Below are 24,783 nucleotides of genomic sequence, written 5' to 3' on the forward strand. Positions count from 1 at the left end.
ACTCATGGCTACCGATATTGGCGACAACAAAAATCCGGCAAAAGATTCTTCCAACAACACTCTTAATGCTGAAGCTTTTAAAAAAGCACTTTCCGCCTGTATGCGTGCGATTGCAGGCACAAACAACCTTGAAGTTTCCTTTAGTCATAACCGACCATCTTTAAGCGAAAGTTGCGCGCGTTTACCAGAATTACCTCAATACGCAACGAATAAAGACATCACTATTACCCGCGGACTAGGTGATTCCATGGCTCTGCGCAAAGCATGGCATGACAACCGCATTCACATGCAATTTTCTCCACTAGAATCAGAAGCACGTGCTGTCTTTGATGCCCTCGAACAAACACGTGTTGAAGCAATTGGTACTTTAGCCATGGAGGGACTTGCAAAAAATCTTGATGTCATGCTCGCCGATAAATACAAAAGAGCCCATTATCATAAAATTAGCAACCAAAGTGAAGCCCCCATCCAAGAAGCGATTGCACTTTTATTGCGTGAAAAAATAACAAAGCGCGCAGCTCCAAGAGAAGCGGGTTCTGTCTTAGAATTGTGGCGTAAAGAACTCGAACAAAAAGCAGCATCACAACTCAATGAACTCCCACATCATATTTACAACCAACAAGCTTTTGCACAGATTGTTCGCCAAATGCTTGTTACACTCAAAATGACAGTGCAACAAGCTGAAGCTTCTAACAGTGAAAACAATAAAAAATTAAAAAATGCGTGTGAACCTCAAGACCAAAGAGAAGAAGAGAGTAAAAACAAAAAACACGCTCAAAGTGAAGAACAAACCAGCACTGAACAAGAAAGTGATGTGCAAGATGATGGAAAAACACAAGCGACACAATCAAACAACAATGATCAAGCTGACGGCGAGCAAAAAAATGGACCTTGGCAAGAAAAGCCGAGCAAACCCAAACACCTTTTTTCTGATTCGGAACAAATGCAAAGACTTGGCAATTATAAAATCTTCACCCGTCAATTTGATGAAATTTTGGAAGCAACAGATTTTTGTTCTGAAAACGAGTTAGATCACTTACGCCGTTATCTTGATAAGCAAATCAATCATCTGCAAAACATCGTTGGACGTTTAGCAAACCGTCTCCAGCGCCGCTTGATGGCGCAACAAAATCGCAACTGGAACTTTGACCTTGAAGAAGGATATCTTGATACAACACGGCTTCCACGTCTAATTATTGACCCCATGCAACCCCTTTCTTTTAAAATGGAAAGCAACACCCAATTTCGGGACACAGTTGTTTCACTCCTCATTGATAATTCTGGCTCAATGCGCGGACGCCCCATTAGCGTTGCTGCAAGTTGTGCTGATATTTTGGCACAAACTCTTGAACGTTGTGGTGTCAAAGTTGAAATTTTAGGTTTTACCACCAAAACTTGGAAAGGGGGAAAATCGCGCGAACAATGGCTTACCCAAAACAAACTCCATAATCCTGGACGCCTCAATGATTTATGCCATATCATCTATAAAAGTGCTGATACCCCATGGCGTCGCGCACGACGCAATTTAGGTTTGATGATGCAAGAAGGATTATTAAAAGAAAATATCGACGGAGAAGCTTTAATTTGGGCTCATCAACGCCTTTTATCACGGCGTGAACAACGTCGCATCCTCATGGTCATTTCTGATGGCGCTCCTGTTGACGATTCGACACTATCGGTCAACTCCAGCAATTATTTAGAAAAACACTTACGCGCAGTGATTCAAGAAATCCAAACACACTCCCCTATCGAACTCATTGCCATTGGAATTGGTCATGACGTCACACGTTATTATCAACGTGCTGTAACAATTATGAATGCTGAAGAACTCGCCGACGCCATAACAAAACAATTAGAAATACTTTTTAGTGATAAAAGAACTCATATTCATAAGAAATGAACCTGCCTTGAATTAGCAACGATTACATTTTAAAAAATTATCTCTATCATTAAACCATCGGAATTTGATGGCTAACAACCTGAGAAGATAATCCCACAAATTGAATATCGAATTTTAAAGAAGCTTCTACTTTACTGGATGCATTATGAGCTCTAAAAGAAATGCTCCAACCATCTTCAAAAATTGTAATGAGTTTGTTTTTACTTTCTGGTTATATTGCGACTGATAAAGTTTTGCTTAGAACTTTCCATTTACGACCATATCCCAGAGTACCATTCAAATTCAAAGACTGAATAATCACCCATTTTTGTCTCGATCTTGTGTTATTTCATTATATTGAAATACACGTATATAGAAAAATATCTCCACTAGACATAGCTCTAAAATGCTGCTCTCACAGAAAATATAATGCCTAAACTTCCACCTTCAGTAATACAAAAAGATAAAAGTTGTATTTATTATACGCAAAAAAAGAGGATATTTTAAACACTAAGAATTTCTTTATAAAAGAATCGGCATAAATGGATTCATAGCAATTTTTCGGCAAAAATTGCTAAAGCAAGCGAAAGCCAACCTGTCCCCTAACCTTCCCAAAACAGTACTCACCACGGGTGATCTATCAACATAAGCTCCCATCTCATGGATAAAAGAAAAAATCTTTACTCACATAAAATATAAGAAAAACACGAAAAAAAATATTACTTCATTCACGAAAAAGAACACACCATTATATATCTTATCCGCACTCCTACATTCTTCCTTGCTTCCAAGCTTATTTCACAACAGCGCCCATATATGGCATAATGCAAAATCCAGAATCATCCTTTACTTTACAAGCTACAAGCCAAAAGCAGAATCCTACTTTCAAGTTTCCAATGTTTTTAAGATAAATCAATATACTTTCAGCGCCTAATATTGCACTTTTATTGCATTAAAGCTCTTCATAAGAAGTATTTCTTTCTCAAATGACGTTGTCCGCACGCCAATTCCTCTTATAACATAGGCAAGCAAATGATTTTTATTAACTCAATATAAGAGTATTTAAAACGCGTAAAATTTTATGATATTGGGCTCTTTCACTCAAATGAAAAATATAAGTTATCATTTTAAATCAATCTATTAATAAACATCAGTTGCAATTTCTGTCACATTGAATCATTTGTAAAAGCATATTTAGCCCCTTCTCAAACAAATGACTTTATCTTTTCCTCACAAGAGAATTTTGAAATAAAAAAGCGTTTTGTGTTGGAGTTCTTACTTAAGTTGGTAAATGATAAAGTATCCATTATAACTAACGTGTCACACCAAGCATAGCGTACAATTTTCTTGGCTTCAGGAAAACAAAAAGACAAAAATCCTTATTTGTGACAAACAAAAGAGGAATCATCTTTTGAATGACATTGATAAAGAGGAAGCTTTACGATGTTAAGAATTGTCCCATAAGGAATCAACATCAACAGACTCATAATAATTTTTACCGAAAAATCACCAAAAGCAAGCGATAGCCAAACTGGCATGCCTATCCCTCCCAAAACAGTACTCTCCACCAGTGAACTATCTGCATACCCTGTTATCTTATCAAAAACAGCAAACGAGCTAGAAAAAGCAAGAGCAAAAAACAGCACTGTATCCAAAGCTGAACCAACCAACGCTGCTGCTAAAGGTGCTTTCCACCATGTTTTACGTCGCAAAGGAGTAAAAACCACAATATCAAGGAGTTGCCCAAATAAAAATGCAAAACTAGAAGCAAGTGCAAGCCGTGGTGTCGCCAATATCCAAGAAACAAAGACACCCGTAAAAAAACCAGCATAAACCACACGCCGCGCAGCAGATGGACCATAAAAACGATTGGTCAAATCATTGATTAGAAAAGCAAATGGATAGGTAAAAGCCCCGTAAGTCAACAGCTCATTCAAATCAAACCAATAGACAGGATATTGAACTAAAATATTAGAAGCCGTGACAGCAAGGCACATTGCAAAAATAGAAAAAACAACATACCTTTTCTTTTGCTGTTCTAATAAAAGACCGCTTGAAGACATTTTTTTTAACCTGGGATATGGAACCAATAAAATGAAACGATCAACCTGCAAAAAACTTAACTTCTAGAACAGAAAACCGAAATCAAAGCATTAATAAACCAAAAAGAATGGCGCTAACAATTATGCTGCCTGTTCAGCCTTTTGCTCACCTTCTTGCTCAGCTTTTTTCTTAATGATTTGGCGTTTTAGCAAACGCGCACGTTGCGACAACTCTTTATCGTCTGCTTTAATCAAAAAACCATCAAGACCACCGCGGTGCTCAACAGAACGCAATGCATTTGCTGAAATACGCAAGCGATAACTTTGCTGTAACACCTCTGAAATCAATGTCACATTGCAAAGATTTGGTAAAAAACGACGCCGAGTCTTATTATTCGCATGGCTAACATTATTACCATACAGAACCGTCTTCCCTGTCAATTCACATGCACGAGACATAAACTTCACCCTTAAACTCTAAGAAACTTTCAAATCCCCATACCCAAAGGACACAATGAACGCAAAACACGCGCAATGCAACCTTGAACGGGCATCATTGGGAAGTTTCTTTCTAATAGGGGGTCGACAACAAAAGGTCAAGTCTTTTATAAAACCTTTTTCATCTCTTGTTGGCTCATTTTTCATCTTTTTCCTCAATAAGGCGTGCAAATTCTGCCAAAAAGCGTACAAAATGTTTCTTTTAATATATACCATGTTAGAATAAAAGCCTATTGTCCCGAAAGGAAGCACAAATCATGAGCAAAAAAGACCCCCCCATGACAAAGCTTCAGGGAAATTCTTGCCGTTTTTCTTCTTTTTTATTTGGAACTTTATGTATTTGTTTTTTTCTTCTCTTCAGTGCATTAGGTATATGGCAAGTACAACGGTTAAACTGGAAAACAAATCTTATCACCAGTACCAATCAGCGCATTCATTTACCCCCCATAAAAGCCCCTCCAAAAAATCAATGGTCAGATGTTACTTTTGAAAAATATGAATATCAACCTGTTATTATCACAGGAAAATTTTTAACAGATAAAAATATTTTAGTCACTGCTGCCGCTCAAAATACTACAGGCTATTGGGTTTTGACTCCCTTACAAACTGCTGATAATATACTGATCTTTATCAACCGTGGCTTTATCCCTATGGATGAACGTAACAATTTTCAAAACACAGAGCAATCGCATACAAATGCCTTATCTCAGCAAAATTCTACCACGGACACAGAACAAACAACGATTATAGGTTTATTACGCATGAGTGAAAAAAATGGATTTTTCCCGCGTAAAAATAATCCTGACAAAAATTTATGGTATACGCGCGATCTCCCCGCTATGGCACAAAAACTTGGTTTGTCCACTGTTGCCCCTTATTTCATTGATGCCAGAAAAACATCTCCACAAGCAAAACTTCCCGTCGTTGGTCTTACGATTATCCATTTTCGAAATAATCATCTCGTTTATGCAATCACGTGGTTTATTTTAGCTGCTGGTGTGTTAGGAGGTTTTCTTTTTCTGCTACGGCAAAAAAACTAAAAAAATACCTCTTCCATCTCAAGTAACAAAAATTTTTAGAATCTTGAAAACTGATAAAGAGAATAAAATCTACCAACTTGCGCCTTTGTTAAATATCGTCATAAACGCTTTTGAAAAATATAAAGTTAAATTTAAAAATGATAGGAAAGATGAGCACTCATTTTTGCCTTTATAATTTTATATTCTTGCTTCATTAGATTATTTCCCATTTCAGAGATTACTCCAATTGATATACGCAATACTTTCGCCTTCATCTAGTATAAAGGCTAATATAGCAGAGAACATACGGATGCATTTTTTGTTTCAAAACTGCTATGAAGATGAGATATTGAGTTATAAGCAACAAAAAAATATTTAATGTCTCAATGAGACTTTTATACCTATCACCACACCTCAAATGAGAGGTTTTTACAGGATAATAGAAAAAGGTGAATCATCCTATATTCTAAAAAGACAGTTTATCCTTTCAGTGTATTTTGCTAAAGGCTTATGCTATAAACGTATAAGCGTGTTTTACTAGAATTTTAACTCTTTCATTTTTAAGGCTTCTGTTATGGGTGTTGTTGCCAAAAATTTTCCCATACCTGATCTTCATCGGGTTCGTCGTGTTCTCTTTTCTGTGTCTGATAAAACGGGTGTGGTTGCTTTTGCACAAGCCCTTCATGCTACTTACAATGTTGAATTAATTTCAACAGGAGGAACAGCAAAAACCCTCATAGCAGCTGGTTTACCCGTAAAAGATGTTGCTGAAGTTACCGGATTTCCTGAAATAATGGATGGGCGTGTAAAAACACTCCATCCTTTGATTCATGGTGCTTTGTTAGGGGTAAGAGAAGATCCTAACCATAGGGAAGCTATGGAAAAGAACAGCATTCATGGAATTGATCTTTTAGTGGTGAATCTTTACCCTTTTGAAGAGACGATCCTTTCGGGAGCTGATGGGCAAACGACTCTTGAAAATATTGATATCGGTGGACCGGCGATGATTCGCGCTGCGGCAAAAAATTATGCTTATACCGGTGTTGTAACAGCGATAAAAGATTATGATTCGATTCTAGCTGAATTAAAGCAGCATAATGGATGTTTAAGCTTATCTATGCGTCATCAGCTAGCAATGCGCGCTTATGCACACACCGCTGCCTATGATACGGCAATAGCATCGTGGTTTGCACGGGATTTAAAAATTGAAACTCCATCATGGCAGAGTTTTTCCGGTCATCTTGAAAGTGTTATGCGCTATGGGGAAAATCCACATCAACAGGCAGCATTTTATCGCAATAATGAAAAACGTTTTGGTATTGCAACAGCAAAACTTTTACAAGGCAAAGCGCTTTCTTATAACAATCTGAATGATACAGATGCAGCCTTTGAACTTGTGGCAGAATTTGATCCGCAAAAAACCGCTGCTGTCGCTCTTATTAAACATGCCAATCCTTGTGGTGTTGCGGAAGGAGAAAATTTGAAAGACGCTTATTTGAAAGCTCTTATGTGTGATAATGTATCGGCATTTGGTGGAATTGTTGCTTTAAATCAAACCCTTGATGAGGAATGTGCTGAAGAAATTGTTAAAATTTTCACAGAAGTGATTATTGCTCCTGATGCCACAATGGCGGCACGTGAAATTATTGCCAAGAAAAAAAATCTTCGTTTGCTCATTACAGGTGGAGTTCCTGATCCACGCTGTGGAGGACTTCTTGCGAAAACACTTGCAGGAGGCATTTTAGTACAATCACGTGATAACGTGGTAGTCGATGATCTTAAATTGCAAGTAGTGACAAAGCGGGCACCAACTCAAGATGAAATGCGTGATCTTCAATTTGCTTTTCGTGTAGCAAAGCACGTTAAATCAAATGCTATTGTGTACGCGAAAAATAGCGCAACAGTTGGAATTGGAGCCGGACAAATGAGCCGCATCGATTCAGCAAAAATTGCTGCAAGTAAAGCAGCAGAAAGTGCGCAAAGAGCAGGCTTAACAGAAACTCTCACAAAAGGATCTGTTGTTGCATCAGATGCATTTTTTCCTTTTGCTGATGGTTTATTAGCAGCAGCTGAAGCAGGAGCAACAGCAGTTATTCAACCAGGAGGCTCCATGCGTGATGAAGAAGTTATCGCCGCTGCTGATGCACAGGGGTTAGCGATGGTTTTTACAGGAACACGTCACTTCCGCCATTAATAATTTTGCTGCTTTTCTTTTCGTATGAGACAAATGTTTCAAGGAATTTTTCATAATTATCGTATGACTATTGATAACTGTTGAAATGGAAGCAGTTATTCAATCCAAAGAAGCTACACGTGAAGAAGTTTATCACCGCAGAAAATGCACATAATTTAGCCATTGGTTAGGGATAAGATGTTCTTGTTGATATTTTTAATGGTTACCCTTTCGCATGAGGAAAATGTTAAAGGGACATTATCTTGTATGTAGATGCATACCTGCTATGATATTATAACACAACTCTTTTTAGTAATATACTCTATTCTTAAACTAAAGAGTGTAATGAAAAGTTTGAGTAGGGGATATGAATATTCTACGTTTTTATAGTAATTGGCGCCGTTATCGTCGAACCGTTAATGCGTTAAGTCGTCTTTCAACATATGAACTTAGTGATCTTGGAATTTGTCGAGGTGATATTGATTCAATTGCACGACGTTATTCGCGTAAATCTTTATGAAAATTGTTTAAGATATTTGAGAGAATGCTTTGCTATAAAAAAGCGCGCATTTTGTGGTTTGTTATTATAACTTCATTTTTAGTATAATAACAAAGAGCAGAAGAGTTATTTTTCTCGGCCATTGTTATGTATTGTTTCTCGAATTTTCAATGCTTCTGTGATGTACAACATTTGATTTGTAATAATAATTTAGCGTTATTCATATTAAATTAGAACCCCGAATACCGTAAAATTCTTCCATTTCAAATCTGTGTATGTTGAATCAACCAAAACCATTCGCCTGCACGTTACAAGCGCGGGGAGAGCTGTATGGATAAAAGCTATTAAGAAAAGGCTAAAAATGCCTCTTATGAACTATCTCTAGTGCCAAGAGCTTGTTACAAACATTGGGCACTGATCAATAGTGTGATAGTGCCGAACTGCTCCTTCATAAGCATAAAGATGGGGGGGGCTTAATGGATTTACCGTTATACCCATCACGGGCATCGTCGCAAAATAGCTTGGAAGCGTTAAGGAATTTTTCTTTAAAATAAGTTCGTGAATATACAATACAATAGCGCTCTGTTTTTCGTGAAGAACGTAATCCTATTAATGCAACTCTCTCAGAGAGAAATATTGATCCCAACAGCACACTTAAAAATTTATCGAAGATAAGAACGACTTAATTTTCTCTCTATATCTTTAAAGGATCAAAATCCTTAACTAGTACTCATCTGTCAACAATGGTCTTTCAAAAACCTTTTTTTCTGAAGCCAATTCCTTTAGCATCACCTCATGAGATTCTATGAGCAAACCTTGCCTAAAAACATCCAACCCATACTCCCAAAAAATGCTTCGTGTATAAAATTGATATGATCTTCAAATTTTGAGAATATTACCACAATAAACGATGATGTTTTGCGACACGCAAGATAAAACGCAATATACTATGGGTTGGAACAATGTTCTAATTTTTTATCAAACGCTTTACGGATAAAACGCCAACGAACTTTTTCCTGAAATGCAGGACGAAAATATAAAACAATCTGTTGTGTCCGTTGTGGACCTGTTAATTCTGCAAAATCAATCGAATCTTCAAGACAAATATCTGCGTCAGGCGATATAAAATACCATATTTGTTCACTCTTCACGTTCTCATTCTTTACGGCTAAACACACACGTTTGCCATCATAGTTAACTTCAACTTGTGGATGAAGATGAAACCGAACAGCAACATGATTTTGTTCATTTTGCACACTCTTGTGTCTCTTTCCCCCTTTATTTGGCATAAAAAAGCGATCAAAACCTTCAATCGTATCTCCATTTGTCGCCAAAATAAGACCACGCTCATGAATAAGATTAAAGGGTCGCATATAACCATTATGACTCGCAATAAAACCCGTCTTCTCTGAATCCTCTATACGGCACACTTGAACGTCTGTTGGTCCATCAAACAAAAATGGCGCGCCATTTTTGTTTTTATGATAAAAAGCACCCACTGAACAATCATTAAGCGTAGCTGTTGAATGTGCTGCAGTAACACGCCCTAAATGTCGATACTCTTCCCGCCCATCAGGATTAACACCGGCATTGATAATAAAACGGTGCCCTTGTGAAGACATTTCAAAAGACAAACACCCCGAACAAGCCTGCTGTGCTACAGAGCGAGGTGGAAACTTTCCTGTATCTGCAAGCACTGTTGTTTGATTGGCTTTTAAGCGCTGAAATCCTGAATAACGGGCATAACTAAAAGGATGTCCTCCTGTTTCATCAAGCTCCAAAAGTGATGATAACCGTTCCGATACAAGGGGACCAACCCCATTAAAATGGGCCAACGTTTGATCCTCATGGATAAAGAATCGTAAAGCTGGCAACATACGCTCAACAGAATCAATCAAAATACGGGGTGCTGTTTCATTGCTACGCATAAAAAGATGCCGTAACGACAATAAATCCGATAACAAATTCAGCAAAATAACAGGACTACGGGAAATATGCCCACCATCAACTAGGATTTGACGGGAAAGCTCCTCTATAAGTGTGGTTTGTACCTTTTTTTTCACTGCCGCTGAAACAGGCAAAGCAAGAGATGCGAATGTCAAAGCCACTGCTGCTTGTAAACGTTGATCATTGTGCTCCATACTACAAACTGTTACGCGCAAATAACGAAATTGCAAACCAAGTGCACGTAAAAAGCGTTTTTCAAACCGTTCACTTGCCCCTTCTAACAACATTTTCGAATGACAAATCCATGAAATCAAGCGCCGCGCCACAACAGGATCACTCCAAGCAAGCCCTTTTACCTTCTTACCAGCATGGTCAAACCAGTCTTCTAAAAGAGAGCGTGCATGTGCAGAAGCTAAATCACTTCCTGCTGCCTCCATATGGCGCAACCAATGAAAATCATGTAGAGCCGCTTCCCATTCTAGCGTTGGTGGAACCAATGAAAACGGCGAAACAGCACCAGAATGAACAATGTGACCAGCAAAAGCAAAACGACCATGATAAAATTCATGCGCCATCATCGGATCAGCTACATGCAAATCCATGGGATGCGCTAAAATTTTATGAGGACGAAACCCTGAAAATCGCCAACGAAACAATGGTCCAACCCATAAACGCCGCATAACATTCTGTATCGTATCGATACAGGCTGCCACTTTTACCTGAGGAGCTTTTACCGCAACCGCCAAAATTTCATCTCCATTTATGCTGAATCAAATACAATTTCGACCATTTTTGTAAATGAAGCGTTAATTAAGCAATTTTTCGTAAGCGCGCAGCGAAAAAACCATCCATTCCTAAAAATACGGTTTTCTCAGCATCAAAATTTTTATGACAAAAATCCGCAGGCGTTGTCCGTAACATCCCCCCACAAAGCAAATGTTCCAGTGCTCCCATTTCCTCTGGATAAATAGGGTCTAAAACAATGTCATTGCGTATCGATAAAATTTTCTCAATAAGATCTTCACCTTCTTCTCTTGCCAATGAACAATTGGAAAAAACAATCCGCCCCCCCTCCTTCACCAAAGAAATTGCTGCGACAAGCAAATCATATTGCAACGCCGCTAACTTGACGATATCTTCCCTCGATTTCGTCCATAAAATATCTGGATGACGACGGATTGTTCCTGTAGAAGAACAAGGAGCATCAAGAAGAACCGCATCAAAAAGCTGTGTTGAATGGAAATTTTTCACATCGCCCTGCCAAATATGAACTGAAAAATGAAGCCGTTCCATATTTTCTTTTAAACGCTTTATGCGGTTAGCAGAAAGCTCAATTGCAGTCACCTCAGCCCCTTGCAAAGCCAATTGTGCTGTTTTTCCTCCAGGGCTCGCACAAAGATCAGCAACGCGTTTACCCTCAATACTCCCAAGTAAACAAGCAGGCAAAGCTGCTGCAAAATCTTGGACCCACCAAGACCCTTCACGATAGCCTGGTAAATCAGAAACAGAACACTCCAGACGCTTCAATCGAACAGAACCATTGGGCAATACCACACCGCCAAGCCTTTCAGCCCATCCACCACTATCAGATTTCACTGTCAAATCGAAAGGAGGTTCCACACTTTGAATTGCGATAATCTGATGTACCTTTTCTGTTCCATAAGCTGATATTAAAAGCTGTCCAAACCACGCTGGCACACCTTCAATGGTAGGAACTTGTTGGCGTAAAGGCTCTGCCTCACGTGCAACATTGCGCAAAAGAGCATTCACCACCCCTGAAAAACGGCGCATTCGAGGATCAAGTTTCGCCACACGCACAGCTAAATCAATAGCCGCATGATCGGGAATATCAAGATAAAGAATTTGTGCAACACTGATATGCAAAAGATGCTGAAGTGAAAGTGCTTGTGAAGGCAAAGGACGCGCCAAAAAGCGTGAGAGAGCCGCCATAATCTGCCCTCGATGACGCAATGAAGCTGTTAAAATAGCCCGACATAACAAACGATCTCGTTGTGAAAGCTTCAAATATTGTGGATGTCCGTGTTCATTATCCGTCAAACCAGACAGAGGCGTGTACTTATCAACTACCGCCCCCAAAAGACGCACACACACCTGTCGAACAGCTAATCCTGGAACATTTTTTTCAGACACATGCCCCGCTTTTTTGTGTTTCAAAACACCACCTTTATATCACAGTTTTCTCAAGAGCTCTCTCAATAATTCTATGAACGAGATCTTTTTGAATTTTCATAACGAAGCCAAGAAGGACGTTTTGTAACACGCTGAAAAGAACTGTTTTCTTGCTCACCTAATGCATGAGCCTGACCACTATGAAAATCTCCATAGTTCATCCCGCTGCTTTTTTCATGTATAGCGTCTTCTTTATTCCATCCCACACTTTTGGCAAGAGCCCCTTTCATCTCTTCTGCTTGCTGATAAAGAGCAGCGATACGATTTGCAGTTGCTGGATGTGTCGAAAAAAGACTATCCGCTCCCTCACCGCTCAAAGGATTAATAATAAACAGATGCGCGGTTGCTGGATTATGCTCTGCTTCTTCATTATATACCCCACGTCCTCCATCAGCAATCTTACGCAATGCCGAAGCCAACCATAAAGGATTACCACATATTTCAGCCCCTCTACGATCCGCAGCATATTCCCGTGTACGGCTAATCGCCATTTGCACCAGCATCGCTGCAAAAGGCGCCACGAGCAATGCAATAAATCCTCCAATTGCCCCAGCGCCATGAGAATCTTCTGAAGAATTACGCTGTCCTCCCATAAAGAAAGCAAAATTACCAAGCATCGAAATTGCCCCTGCAATCGTTGCGGTTAGAGTCATTGTTAACGTATCACGATGCTCAATATGTGCGAGCTCATGCGCCATAACGCCGGCAATTTCCTCAGCGCTTAACCGCTCTAACAACCCAGTACTTGCAGCAACAGCTGCATTTTGCGGATTACGTCCCGTTGCAAAAGCATTTGGCTGTGCATTCTCAATAACATAAACCTTTGGTTGAGGAAGAGAAGCTTTTTTAGCTAAATCGCTTACAATCTTATAATAAACTGGTGCTGAATGCTGATCAACTTCACGCGCCCCGTACATGCGTAAAACGATTTTATCTGAATTCCAATAAGAAAAAAAGTTTAAACCACTTGCCATCAAAAGAGCAATGACCATGCCACCGCCCCCTCCAACAAGATAACCAACTCCCATAAAGAGAGCAGTTAAAAAAGCCAAAAGCATAGCTGTACGCATTATATTCATTACTCAAAAAACTCCATGATAAAAGTCAATCAATACTATATGATGGTGTTTTCTTTCTGCTTCTTCAATGGAATAGGTGTAAAATGAATAAAAAAGATGAGAAAACAAGCAAAAAAAATGCAACTGTCGTTAAACAGCAATCTCTTTCTCCCGCAGCACAACGCGCCCTTAAAGAAGCTGAAGAAAGACGAAAACGCGCAGCAAAAAAAGAACAACCTTTAGAAAACGGCGGACGCGGCGGCAAAGACCCTTCCCGCTATGGAGACTGGGAAATTAAAGGCCGCGCCATTGATTTTTAAAACCATTGATTTAAAAAAAACGGCGCAATTTAAACAAGCAGCTTTTTAATGAAAATCCGTTTTTGATAGACAAAAACGGATAATATTTATTTTTCTAAAGCTTTTAAAAACACATTGATTAAACAATCATGCTTCTTATGCTGAAGCAGATTCTGCTTCAGCCGCTGCCGCTGCTTCTTCTGCTGCTTGCTTTGCTGCTGCTATACGTTCTTGTGCTTTTTTACCCGGTTCACCTTTATGTGGATTATTACGAGTTGGACGCTTTTTCAAGCCAGCTGCATCTAAAAACCGTAAAACGCGATCTGTTGGTTGAGCCCCTTGCCCAAGCCAATATTGGATACGTTCTTCATTAAGTTTCACCCTCGGTCCATCTTTAGGCAACATTGGATCCCATGCACCAACACGTTCAAGAAACCGCCCATCGCGCGGACTACGAACATCTGCAACGACGATATGATAGTAAGGACGTTTTTTTGAACCTCCACGGGACAAACGAATTTTCAATGCCATATTTTATCTCCTATTGTCAGCTCTGGCTTTCGTTTAAATTGACTTTTTTTGTTTTTTGCTCTTCAGCAATAACTTCATGATGACTCACAACTTCTTTAATAATAAATTTTAAAAATCTTTCAGCAAAATCAGGATCAAGATCACTATCCATAGCCAATTGCCGCAAACGCGCTACCTGATATTGCTCACGCAGAGGATCTACTTTAGGTAAATCATAACGCGCTTTTAAGCGCCCAACAGCTTTCGTACAACGAAACCGCTCTGCTAAGATATGAATCAAAGTTGCATCAAAATTATCAATGGATGCTCGTAAATGTGCCAATTCGTTTAATACTGTTTCCTGCATTATATTCCTTTCCCTCTTTACATCTTATTTTTTCTTAGGATGCTGAGGAAAATTTCCCCCATCGACAATGCCATTGGAAAGACCAGGAAATGTAGGTCCACGCTTAGGAAGTCCGGGCAAGAGCTTCCCTCCATTACCATTTTCAATTTGCTTTTGAAGCGTTGAGAATTGCTTTGGATCCAATCCCGACAAATCCGGCATAGCTGGAGAATCCCCTCCCAAGTTTCCCATACCACCAAAACCCATTTTGGAACCAAGGCCTCCCAACATCTTTCCCATAAAACCACTTTTTCCTTTACCACCCATGGCTTTCATCATATCAGCCATTTGGCGATACATCTTCAAAAGTTTATTAATATCAGCCGCTGTCGTACCAGACCCCTTAGCAATTCGTTGTTTGCGGCTATGTTTTAAAAGCTCTGGATTCGCCCGCTCTTTGGGTGTCATAGATGAAATAATGGCCAATTGACGATCAAACAAACGATCATCAAACCCCGCAGCCGCAATCTGCTCTTTGACCTTCCCCATTCCTGGCAACATGCCCATAATACCGCCCATTCCACCCAGTTTTTTCATTTTCTGCAACTGTTCTGCAAGATCATTCAGATCAAATTTTCCAGCTTGCATTTTTTTTGCAAAAGCAGCAGCTTTCTCGTGATCCATTGTTTCAGCAGCTTTTTCAACCAAAGAAACAATATCCCCCATTCCGAGAATACGATCAGCAATACGACTGGGATGAAATTCTTCTAAAGCATCTATTTTTTCACCAGTTCCAATTGCTTTAATTGGTTTACCTGTAACAGCACGCATAGAAAGAGCAGCGCCACCACGCCCATCACTATCCATACGTGTTAAAATAATCCCCGTAATCCCTACACGCTCATCAAAAGAACGAGCAAGATGAACGGCATCTTGCCCCGTCAAACTATCAGCCACCAACATAATCTCATGAGGAAGGGAACATGCTTTAATTTCAGCCAATTCGAGCATCAAAGCTTCATCAATATGATTACGTCCTGCTGTGTCAAGAAGAAGCACGTCATAACCACCCAATTTAGCAGCCTGTACGGCACGTGATGCAATATCAACAGGCAGCTGACCCGCAATAATAGGCAAGCTTGCAAGTTTTGCCTGTTCTCCCAATTGGCGCAATTGCTCCTGTGCAGCGGGACGGCGTGTATCTAATGACGCCATGAGAACTTTTTTATTGTGCTTATCAGTAAAACGTTTTGCAAGCTTTGCTGTTGTGGTTGTTTTTCCCGAACCTTGCAAACCAGTCATCATGATAACAACTGGAGCTGGTGCATTTAAATCACTCAGAACGCTTTCATTTCCAAGAATATGAACCAATTCATCATGAACAATTTTAACCACCATTTGGCCTGGTTTAATTGATTTAACGATTTCGGCCCCAACAGCTTTTTCCCGAACTCTATCGGTAAAAGAGCGCACAACATCAAGAGCAACATCAGCTTCCAATAAAGCGCGACGAATTTCACGCAGCGCCTCTACAACATCCTGATCCGATAAAGCGCCACGTCCCGTCAAATGAGACAGGATAGAACCAAGTCGCTCTTGCAAGGATTCAAACATCATTTACCTCATTGTTGCATAACAAACAAACCAAAATAGCATCCGAGAACGCATCGCGCCGTCGGATGTTGACCTCTGAGATCTCTTTATACCCTTAAACTGGGGTCTCAGTCGGTGGCTCCAAGTTAATTTTGTCACTGAAAGCTTGCTCCTTCAAACAATAAAACCCCAGCTTTGTCAAGTTTTATCATAAAATATCTTTTTATACGAAGAAATAAAAACAACAAATACTATACTTCAAAACTTTCAACTTCAACACGCATAAAACAACCTGTTTCCTGTTCCATGCTCCATAATTTTCCGCTAGAGATATCAAACCAAACACCATGCAATGTCAAAAAACCTTGATCTTTGCGAAGCTTTATCCACGGAAACGTCTCTAAATTTCTCAACGAATGGCGAATAGAAAGCTGCTCTAATGCCGTCTGTTTTTCTGGCCAAGACAACGACTTATTATTCAAAACGATTTCTGCTGCTGGTGCTAAAAGACTTATCCATTGACCGATAAAATCATTTGATAATAAAGATTTATATGTCTCATTAAGAGCAGTACGAATGCCTCCACAATGGGCATGACCAAAAACGACAATATGTCTCACCTCAAGCAATTGCACAGCATATTCAAGAGCTGCTGATGTTGCGTGATATTGGTCATCAGGAGAAAAAGGAGGAACCACATTCGCCACGTTGCGCAGAGTGAAAATTTCCCCTGGCTTAGCATCAAAAATCATTTCTGGTACTGCACGCGAATCACAACAAGCAATGACCAAAACTTCAGGTTTCTGCCCCTCAATCGCCAATTGCTGATAATCTGCTATTTTATATAAAAAATGATTGTTTATAAAGTTTTGGTAACCACTTAAAAGTCTTTCTGGTAAATGCGCCATTCTCTCTTTACTTTTGCTTCTTTTTTTACTTTCATTTTGTATATTTTAAAAAACAAACTATTAACATACAAAAATACTAAAAGCGCCCTTTCCTTGAAGCAAAATATTTCTTTAAAGTACAAAATATTACTAAAAAATAGCAAAAACAAACTCATTCTTTCCAAATAAAGAGCTATTTTCTTTAGAAAGAAGGTGTTACAGTATATAAAAAATATAATGGTCTGCTTTTAATAAAGACCCCTTAAGAGCAAAAAGGGAGAGTGAATGTGTTGCAACAAAAAAAAACAGAGACAAAAAACACCCAAGATAAAATAGAACAAATCCTTTTTGCCCAAACCGATAAAGAAGATATTGCTTATTATGAAAATGAAGAACTTCAAAAAGCCACAGCCATCGCGGTAAAAGCTTTTAATCTCCATCAGACGGGAAAAAATACCATCTGCTTTGAGCAAAATTTAACCCGCAGTAACAAACCTATAACCGTTATCACGCTTGTCAATGATAACAAACCCTTCCTTCTGGATTCTATTTTAAATGTTTTTAATCAACACAAAAACCATATCTATTTGATTGCACACCCCATTATTGATTGTGCTTCTGGAAAACGCATCAGTCTGATGCAAATTCACATCGAGTCATTAAACAAACAGCAAATACAAAAACTTGAAAATGAACTCACCTTAGTTCTTGAACAGGTTAATGCTGCTGTACAAGACTGGAAACCTATGCTTGAAGAAGTTGAAAAGCATATTCATGCCTACCAAATAAGTCTTCCCCCGCACTACAAACAAGAAGGCGAACAAGCTATTGAATTTCTTCACTGGCTAATGGACGATAATTTCATTTTCCTTGGTATGCGCACTTACAACTTCATTAAAGACCAAAAACCCCTAAAATCCTTTACGGCAAGTAATATTGAACTTGGTATACTCACGGATGCTTCTATTCATATTGTTGACGATAAAAGTATGAAAGAACCTCCTCAAGAAGTTTTATCCTTCATGGAAAGCGATAATCTGTTTATCGTGACAAAAGCGAACAGCCGCTCCAAAATTCACCGTTCTGTTTGGCTCGATTATATTGGTCTTAAAATCTTTGATAAAGAAAACCAACTCTGTGGAGAATTACGCATTGTAGGGCTTTTTACCTCCTCAGCTTATACACGTTCTATTTTGCAAATTCCTTTCTTAAAAGAAAAAGCCCGAACTATTATTCAACGTCTTGGACACAATCACGCCGATTATTCAGGAAAAGCACTCATCAGTGCTTTAGAAACCTATCCAAGAGATGAAATGTTTCGCTCTGATGTTGATACATTGACAGAAAACACTAAGCTTATTCTACAATTAGATGAGCGCCCACGTTTACGGGTTCTTGCCCACACTGATTCTTTTGGACGCTTTGTTTCTATCCTTGTCTACGTACCGCGTGACCAATATAGCAGCAGCCTGCGTGAAAAAGTTGGCGAACATTTTGTAGAGCTTTATAAAGGTGACTTTTTTGAATCTTATCCGCTATTTTTGGAAAGCACCCTTATACGTGTCTATTATATCATCCATCGCAAAGGAAACGAAACTGTTCCCCTTCACGAGCGCTCCACACTTGAACAACATGTACGTTCGATTGCACGAAGTTGGGAAGACAGGGTTCAAGCCATCGCTCTTAACAAGAAAATAACAGAGCAACAAACACGTCTAGCCAGTGAATTCCCCAACAGCTATCGTGATTTATTTTCAGCTGAAGACGCTATTAACGATGCCGGACATATTCTAAGTCTTCATGATGAAAAGCCCCTTTTCGTGATCTTTTATCACGCACAAAACAAAGAAAAACAGTGCATTTCTCTTCGGCTTTTTCACCGCCATGAAGCACTTGCCCTTTCCAAACGTGTACCACTCCTTGAAAATATGGGGTTTCGCGTTATTGCTGAACAAACCCTTGAATTACCAGATGGCAATGGGCGCTCTGTGTATCTTCATGATATGCAGCTAGAAAGTACTTTCCAACGCTGTATCGATTTTGAAAAAGACGGTCAAAAACACGCCGAAACCTTTGAAGCCATTTGGGCACAAAATGCTGATAATGACGGCTTTAATGCTCTCACCCAAACAGCTGAGCTTGATTGGCATGAAATTGTTATTTTGCGCCATTATGGGCGCTATCTCCAACAAGCTGGAATTCCTTATTCGCAAGATCGCGTTGCCCAAACTTTAAATGCTTATCCTGACATTACCCAAGATCTTTATGCTTTATTTCATTTAAAATTTCATCAAAGCCATACAGAAAAAGAACGGAAAAAAAACCAACAAGTTATTCAAAAGCGCATTGAAGAAAAATTACGGAAAGTCTCTGGTTTAGACGATGATCTCATTTTACGCCGTTATTGTAACCTTATCGAGGCGAGTTTACGAACGAATGCCTTTACGACTCTTCCTGATGGAAGTCCACGGCGTATTTTAGCCACCAAATTAAATCCACGCCAGATTGAAGGTTTGCCTGAACCGCGCCCTTACCGAGAAATTTTTGTTTATGGACCAGAAGTTGAAGGGGTCCATTTGCGTTTTGGACCTATCGCTCGTGGCGGCATTCGTTGGTCTGACCGTGCATTAGATTACCGCACCGAAGTGCTTAGCTTAGTCAAAGCCCAACAAGTTAAAAATGCGGTTATCGTTCCTGCAGGTGCAAAAGGTGGATTCTATCCCCATCGGCTTCCCCAAACAAATGACCGTGCTGTCATCATAGAAGCAGCACGACAAGCTTATACAGACTTTATAACAGCTTTGCTCTCCATTACAGACAATCTGATTAACGGCAAAATAAGTTCTCCCCACAATGTCATCTGTCATGATGACCCTGATCCCTATTTTGTTGTTGCAGCGGACAAAGGAACAGCAACTTTTTCTGATACAGCCAACGCCATCAGCCAAGCAAACCACTTTTGGCTTGATGATGCTTTTGCCTCTGGAGGTTCAGCAGGTTACGACCACAAAGACATTGGTATTACAGCTAAAGGTGCATGGGAAGCCGTCAAAAGACATTTTAGAGAATCATTTAATCACGATATTCAAACAACGCCCTTCACCTGTGTCGGTGTTGGCGATATGTCTGGTGATGTCTTTGGCAATGGAATGCTGCTTTCCAAACAAACAAAATTGATTGCCGCTTTTGATCACCGCGATATCTTTATTGATCCAGATCCGAACATAGACGAAAGCTATGCAGAGCGTACGCGTCTCTTCAGACTACCTCGCTCAAGCTGGCAGGATTACGATAAAACCAAATTATCAAAGGGCGGTGGTATCTTCTCACGAAAAGAAAAAACCATTACTCTCTCACCTGAAGCAGCACAAGCCATTGGTTTCGAAAAACAAACAGGAACACCCTTTGAAATTATCTCTGCTCTTCTCAAAGCCCCTGTTGATCTTTTATGGTTCGGTGGCATTGGTACTTATATACGTGCTGCAACAGAAAATGATGCCCAAGTAGGTGATCGCGCAAATGATGCAATACGCATTACCGGAGAACAAGTGCGTGCAAAAATTATTGGTGAAGGAGCTAATCTTGGTGTTACACAACGTGGACGGATTGAATATGTCTTAAATGGTGGTCGATGCAATACGGATGCCATTGACAATTCTGCTGGTGTGAATTGTTCTGATATTGAGGTCAATCTCAAAATTGTTCTTGCATCAGCACTACGTGCCAAAACACTAACCCGCGAAGATCGCAATAAGCTCTTGAAAAAAATGACGCCTCAAGTCGAGCAACTCGTCTTGCGCAACAATTATCTACAACCCCTTGCGCTTTCTTTGGCGGAAAACCAAAGCACTACTGATTTGCCCTATCAAATACGCTTTATGCACGATTTGGAACAAAAAAAGCTTCTAGATCGCAGAGTTGAAATACTCCCTGATGAGCAAATTTTACGACAAAGAACAACCCAAGGCAAAGGTCTTCTCCGTCCAGAACTCGCCGTTATTTTTGCCTATGCTAAATTGACCTTAAAAGAAGAAATTGCTAATAGCCCCATTGTTGATGATCACTATTTCAATACAGCCTTGCTGAACTATTTTCCAACCCAAATTCAAGAAAATTTTAAGAAGGAAGTTATTAACCATCAATTGCGTCGTAATATTATCGCAACGCTGATTGCCAACGATATTGTAAATCGTGGAGGCCCCACTTTTGTTAATAGACTACACGATGCAACAGAACAAAAGACTGAAAATATTATTCGCGTTTTCATTGCCATCCGCGATGGTTTCGAAATTCCTCAATTGTCTGAGCAAATTGATAAGCTTGATAATAAAATACCCGGTCTTGTCCAAAATAAATTCTACGCAACAATGACCCCAATGCTCTTTGAAACAACCAATTGGGGTTTGCACAACATAGATCTCTCACGTCCATTAGAAGAAATTGTAAAAACAATAAAACAAGCCCGTAGCGTTATTGAAAAAGAGCTTATGCATTCTCACGGCAACGATATTAAGCAAAAGATTGAAGAAAAAGCATTACACTACAGCGAAGAGGGAGCACCAAAAGCATTAGCGAAACAATTAGCTCTCTTGGAAGCTGCTTCAACAATCTGTGATATTTCTTTGATTGCAAAACAAAGCAACAGTGATCTTATTAAAACCGCAGAGATCTACTTTTCACTTGCGCAAATCATTCGTATAAACCGCATTAACGAAGCAAGTCGTATAATTCCTGTAGTAGATTATTATGATAGTATGGCTTTAAGCCAAGCCAAAGAAAATGTTTCTGAAAGCTTTCGGCAAATCGTTATGAAAATCCTCAAAAATTATGGAAAGAAAAAAGATCCTTTTGACACTTGGAAAAAAACAGAAGAAGATCATATTCACAACATTACAAACCGCATTAGCGCCCTTATTGAAAATGATCTCAATATTTCTCGTTTTACTTTTGCAGCAGGATTGATTTCTCAACTTCAAAATATTGGCTTTCAAACCTAAAGAAAATACAAAACGACCCCCTCAATCTCCCGTTCTATCCCACCACCACAACAAACCAACTAAGACAGAGCAGAAGTTTGCATTTTAGACATAACACCAAAAATAAAAATCTCGCTATTTATCACAATAGAATTGTTTGCAACAATTTCAAAAAAACAACAGGATTGATTTCTCACCCTAAAAACATAAACTTTCAGACTTAAAAGCAGTACAAAACAGCTAAGCTTTTGCTCCGTTCTATCCATCCATGACTAATCAACAAGGGAAGAACGGAAACCCTATCCCGCATTTTTAGACAGAGCACTCAAAATAAAAAATAAATTCAAATTTTACTGTCAAATATCCTTCATCATAAAAATATAATATATTGATTTACAATCATAATTTTATCATTTTTATGATAATCCGATATTCTAAATTTGTCTCATTTAAAATCTATTTATATTCAATTAATTAACCCCATTTCCCCTTGCATATTGCAAATGGGAAAGCCGAATAGATAAAAACAGTAAAGAAAGGACTAAAAATGCCCCTCATAAACCGCCTCAAGTGCCAAAAGCTGCAGTAAGATTGAGAATTAGCAAATATAAGCAAATATAATATGATGATGTTTTCCCCTAGCTTGTTACTCCGTAACCGAAAAGATGATGGTGCTTAATGGCTTTATCCTTATACCATTCACAGGCGACATCGTGAAATAGGAAGCACTGAGAAATATTTTTTTAACAAATGCGTAAATATGCAATACAAATATATTCTGTTTTACGTGGAAGACATATAGCTTCATTAAAAAATATCAGAAATAAAAGGATAAGCTTAATCCATTATTTAAAAGATATAACTGTAACTGCTTTTGAAATGCGTAAAATCGAATAAAAAATGACAGTAAAGATGGATGTTGATTTTCCCCTTTACAACTTCATATCTTCCTCCAACTAGGCTATTTACTTGTTTTAAGAGGTTACACCCAAACAGATATATGCAATATGCTCATTCCATATATAAAGAAAAAGGTTCCTAACAAGTACCACACCACCTGTATAAAAAGGCAATTCAGCATACTTTAAAATGCCACTTTTTCCATAGAAACACTGTTGCTATATGTAGTTTGACATAAGATTTTGTACTAAGTGAAAAGAGGTTGGACGAGTTAGGAGTAGGTGATAATTTTTTATTTTTATAGCTATTTTTTTACCATTAAATACGCATTTTGTTAAAATAGATTTTGACACTCTAAAATTGCAAAAAAGTGTGAAAATCAGAAAAAGTTGAAATTTGGTAGTAAAAATGAAAAAAGGCTTTGGTACAACACCTAAAGTGGAGCAAGACGACCAAGTTTTAAAAATCCCAGTTTTACCCACCCATTGTTAATGAGCAAGGAAAGAACGGGAGCGCCGTCCGCATTTTTAGGCAAAGCACCCAAAATAAAAAATAACGCTTGAAGATTATTGGCTTGCGCGGGAAATAAGCGCTGCAGAGTGTTAAGAAGCTTCATGGACTGAATAAGGACAAGTTCAAATTTTGCTGTCAAATATCCTTCATCATCAAAAGAAAAAGGTCCACTAATACGCACTGCACCACCTGTATGAAAAGTCAATTCACCTTGCTTTAAAAGTCCACTTTTTCCATACAGTCGCTGTTGCCAATTTTTTTCTTCATGTTCAAACAGAAGAGAGGCATCATTTAAAATCCATTTCAAATTGCCATCAATTTTAGGAATATCAACAAAAGAAGATTTTAAAAAGGGAGAAGCATCAAAACCGTCAAAAGTTATATGTCCCGATAAATCATTCTTTTCATGTTTAAGATCAAGTCGAAAAAATTCTGCCGTTATTTTTTGAGGCATGTCTTGTGGCTCTAACGGCTGAATAATCACGTCATGCGTATTTTGCAAATGTGTCGTTTTTTTATCTGTCGTTGGTGCTCTTAATGTTTCTTGAAGCTTTTGATCTTCAGGGGAAGAGGAAAAAGATGAAATCTCAAGCCCTTCAGCTATAAACTTCAATGTTTTACCCGTTTTCCAATAAGGCTCTGTTTCAATCACCAAATTGCGCCAATGCGATACTATGGGAGTTTTTCCGGAAAAAACAATTAATGCAGGAGAATGAACATTAAACTCGACCAAATGAGGTGCGTAAATTGGTGCACCAGCTGTCAAACGCCCCGTCGATAAAGAAACCCCATGTAAAGGCCAAGAAAATTGAAACTTGTCACAAACAACACCGACACGTAAAGGATAACCATCCTTGTGCACATTCTCACATACCGCCGCCATATTATGGGAAGATACTTTTGTGAATATACCAGAAACATAGTCTTCTATTTTACGCGAAAAAAAAACCAGAGTGCGCTATAAATAAATATCAGAGCAAAACAAAAGAGCCCACAAATTAAATAACTCAAAGAAAAACTTTTTTGTGATGATGGTATTTGAAAGGATTTAGACAATATTCAAACTTTCTTTATCTCTTAACTTCCTCCCCACCCTAAAAAGGATAAAGATTCCCAACCACATTCAGTTTATACACAATCCAACTTCTTAATCGATCGGATTTTATCTACTGATCACTTCAAGAAGTCCCTATACATCGTTCTAAAGTACAGTATCTCATAAGCTCAATAAACAAGATTTTCTTAAAAAAAACCCATTACACCCTTTAACAAAAAACACCTCATATGTAAAGTTTTACATAGATTTTCTACCTCTAGCTTAAACCATACTGTTTTACAGCACAACAAAAATGATAATGAATAGTGTTTCTTAACGATAAAGCCATTGAGCCCCCCATCTTTACGCTTATGGAGACCCCAAAGCCAGCACCATCATTATATTTGGCTAGCCCCCA

16 protein-coding genes and 1 pseudogene are annotated in these 24,783 nt (G+C 38.8%); 6 read left to right on the forward strand and 11 right to left on the reverse strand.

All coding sequences use genetic code 11. The features are described from left to right. Positions 1 to 4: 4 nt before the first annotated feature. Positions 5 to 1,900 (forward strand): cobaltochelatase subunit CobT, encoded by a 1,896-nt coding sequence (gene cobT, locus ACFIMI_RS00095; protein WP_375612237.1) that lies wholly within the window; start codon positions 5 to 7, stop codon positions 1,898 to 1,900. Between the two features lie 49 nt (positions 1,901 to 1,949). On the opposite strand, the pseudogene ACFIMI_RS00100 reads toward cobT, so the two are convergent. From ACFIMI_RS00100 to rpmB, 3 genes and pseudogenes are all read right to left on the reverse strand, one after another. Continuing rightward, positions 1,950 to 2,096, reverse strand: a pseudogene (locus ACFIMI_RS00100) (HaeIII family restriction endonuclease); the annotation flags it as partial. 1,162 nt (positions 2,097 to 3,258) lie between these two features. After that, on the reverse strand, positions 3,259 to 3,942 hold the full coding sequence (locus ACFIMI_RS00105) for a VUT family protein (protein WP_375612236.1): 684 nt from the start codon (positions 3,940 to 3,942) through the stop codon (positions 3,259 to 3,261). Positions 3,943 to 4,062: 120 nt separating this feature from the next. Then, positions 4,063 to 4,380, reverse strand: coding sequence for a 50S ribosomal protein L28 (gene rpmB, locus ACFIMI_RS00110; RefSeq protein ID WP_375612235.1), 318 nt, complete (start codon positions 4,378 to 4,380; stop codon positions 4,063 to 4,065). A gap of 296 nt (positions 4,381 to 4,676) precedes the next feature. Here rpmB and ACFIMI_RS00115 point away from each other — a divergent pair, with 296 nt between their 5' ends. The 3 genes from ACFIMI_RS00115 to ACFIMI_RS00125 all read left to right on the forward strand — a co-directional run bounded on the left by ACFIMI_RS00115 (position 4,677) and on the right by ACFIMI_RS00125 (position 8,131). Beyond that, the gene (locus tag ACFIMI_RS00115; RefSeq protein WP_375612234.1) at positions 4,677 to 5,459 is read left to right on the forward strand and encodes an SURF1 family protein; all 783 of its coding nucleotides are present in this window, start codon (positions 4,677 to 4,679) and stop codon (positions 5,457 to 5,459) included. A 553-nt stretch (positions 5,460 to 6,012) separates the two neighbouring features. Beyond that, positions 6,013 to 7,632, forward strand: a complete 1,620-nt coding sequence (gene purH / locus ACFIMI_RS00120) for a bifunctional phosphoribosylaminoimidazolecarboxamide formyltransferase/IMP cyclohydrolase (RefSeq protein ID WP_375638442.1) — start codon at positions 6,013 to 6,015, stop codon at positions 7,630 to 7,632. A gap of 346 nt (positions 7,633 to 7,978) precedes the next feature. Beyond that, a complete protein-coding gene (locus ACFIMI_RS00125) occupies positions 7,979 to 8,131 on the forward strand; it encodes a DUF1127 domain-containing protein (RefSeq protein WP_273790070.1) in 153 nt (50 codons plus the stop codon). A 926-nt stretch (positions 8,132 to 9,057) separates the two neighbouring features. Here ACFIMI_RS00125 and ACFIMI_RS00130 read toward each other — a convergent pair. The 3 genes from ACFIMI_RS00130 to htpX all read right to left on the reverse strand — a co-directional run bounded on the left by ACFIMI_RS00130 (position 9,058) and on the right by htpX (position 13,326). Further along, the gene (locus tag ACFIMI_RS00130; protein WP_375689033.1) at positions 9,058 to 10,803 is read right to left on the reverse strand and encodes a heparinase II/III family protein; all 1,746 of its coding nucleotides are present in this window, start codon (positions 10,801 to 10,803) and stop codon (positions 9,058 to 9,060) included. Between the two features lie 64 nt (positions 10,804 to 10,867). After that, positions 10,868 to 12,232, reverse strand: a complete 1,365-nt coding sequence (locus ACFIMI_RS00135) for an RsmB/NOP family class I SAM-dependent RNA methyltransferase (protein ID WP_375612722.1) — start codon at positions 12,230 to 12,232, stop codon at positions 10,868 to 10,870. Positions 12,233 to 12,279: 47 nt separating this feature from the next. After that, the gene (gene htpX, locus ACFIMI_RS00140) at positions 12,280 to 13,326 is read right to left on the reverse strand and encodes a zinc metalloprotease HtpX (RefSeq protein ID WP_375638440.1); all 1,047 of its coding nucleotides are present in this window, start codon (positions 13,324 to 13,326) and stop codon (positions 12,280 to 12,282) included. Positions 13,327 to 13,409: 83 nt separating this feature from the next. On the opposite strand from htpX, the gene ACFIMI_RS00145 reads away from it, so the two are divergent. After that, complete coding sequence (locus ACFIMI_RS00145) at positions 13,410 to 13,625, forward strand: DUF1674 domain-containing protein (RefSeq protein ID WP_273790074.1); 216 nt, start codon at positions 13,410 to 13,412, stop codon at positions 13,623 to 13,625. 135 nt (positions 13,626 to 13,760) lie between these two features. Here the strand turns inward: ACFIMI_RS00145 and rpsP are convergent, their stop codons facing one another. The 4 genes from rpsP to ACFIMI_RS00165 all read right to left on the reverse strand — a co-directional run bounded on the left by rpsP (position 13,761) and on the right by ACFIMI_RS00165 (position 16,961). Continuing rightward, positions 13,761 to 14,135 (reverse strand): 30S ribosomal protein S16, encoded by a 375-nt coding sequence (gene rpsP / locus ACFIMI_RS00150; protein ID WP_273787601.1) that lies wholly within the window; start codon positions 14,133 to 14,135, stop codon positions 13,761 to 13,763. A 16-nt stretch (positions 14,136 to 14,151) separates the two neighbouring features. Beyond that, positions 14,152 to 14,481 (reverse strand): chorismate mutase, encoded by a 330-nt coding sequence (locus ACFIMI_RS00155; protein ID WP_273790075.1) that lies wholly within the window; start codon positions 14,479 to 14,481, stop codon positions 14,152 to 14,154. A 24-nt stretch (positions 14,482 to 14,505) separates the two neighbouring features. After that, positions 14,506 to 16,074 (reverse strand): signal recognition particle protein, encoded by a 1,569-nt coding sequence (gene ffh, locus ACFIMI_RS00160; RefSeq protein WP_273790300.1) that lies wholly within the window; start codon positions 16,072 to 16,074, stop codon positions 14,506 to 14,508. Positions 16,075 to 16,304: 230 nt separating this feature from the next. Then, positions 16,305 to 16,961: a carbonic anhydrase gene (locus ACFIMI_RS00165; protein ID WP_375612226.1), complete on the reverse strand. Its 657-nt coding sequence runs from the start codon at positions 16,959 to 16,961 to the stop codon at positions 16,305 to 16,307. 266 nt (positions 16,962 to 17,227) lie between these two features. Between ACFIMI_RS00165 and ACFIMI_RS00170 the strand changes: the two genes are divergently transcribed. After that, positions 17,228 to 21,937, forward strand: a complete 4,710-nt coding sequence (locus tag ACFIMI_RS00170; protein ID WP_375692163.1) for an NAD-glutamate dehydrogenase — start codon at positions 17,228 to 17,230, stop codon at positions 21,935 to 21,937. A 1,312-nt stretch (positions 21,938 to 23,249) separates the two neighbouring features. On the opposite strand, the gene ACFIMI_RS00175 is transcribed toward ACFIMI_RS00170, so the two are convergent. Continuing rightward, positions 23,250 to 24,212, reverse strand: a complete 963-nt coding sequence (locus ACFIMI_RS00175) for a DUF2125 domain-containing protein (RefSeq protein WP_375692164.1) — start codon at positions 24,210 to 24,212, stop codon at positions 23,250 to 23,252. Positions 24,213 to 24,783: the final 571 nt, after the last annotated feature.

It is taken from the genome of Bartonella sp. AP4SXKL (assembly GCF_042195845.1).
In the GTDB taxonomy this organism is placed as follows: domain Bacteria; phylum Pseudomonadota; class Alphaproteobacteria; order Rhizobiales; family Rhizobiaceae; genus Bartonella.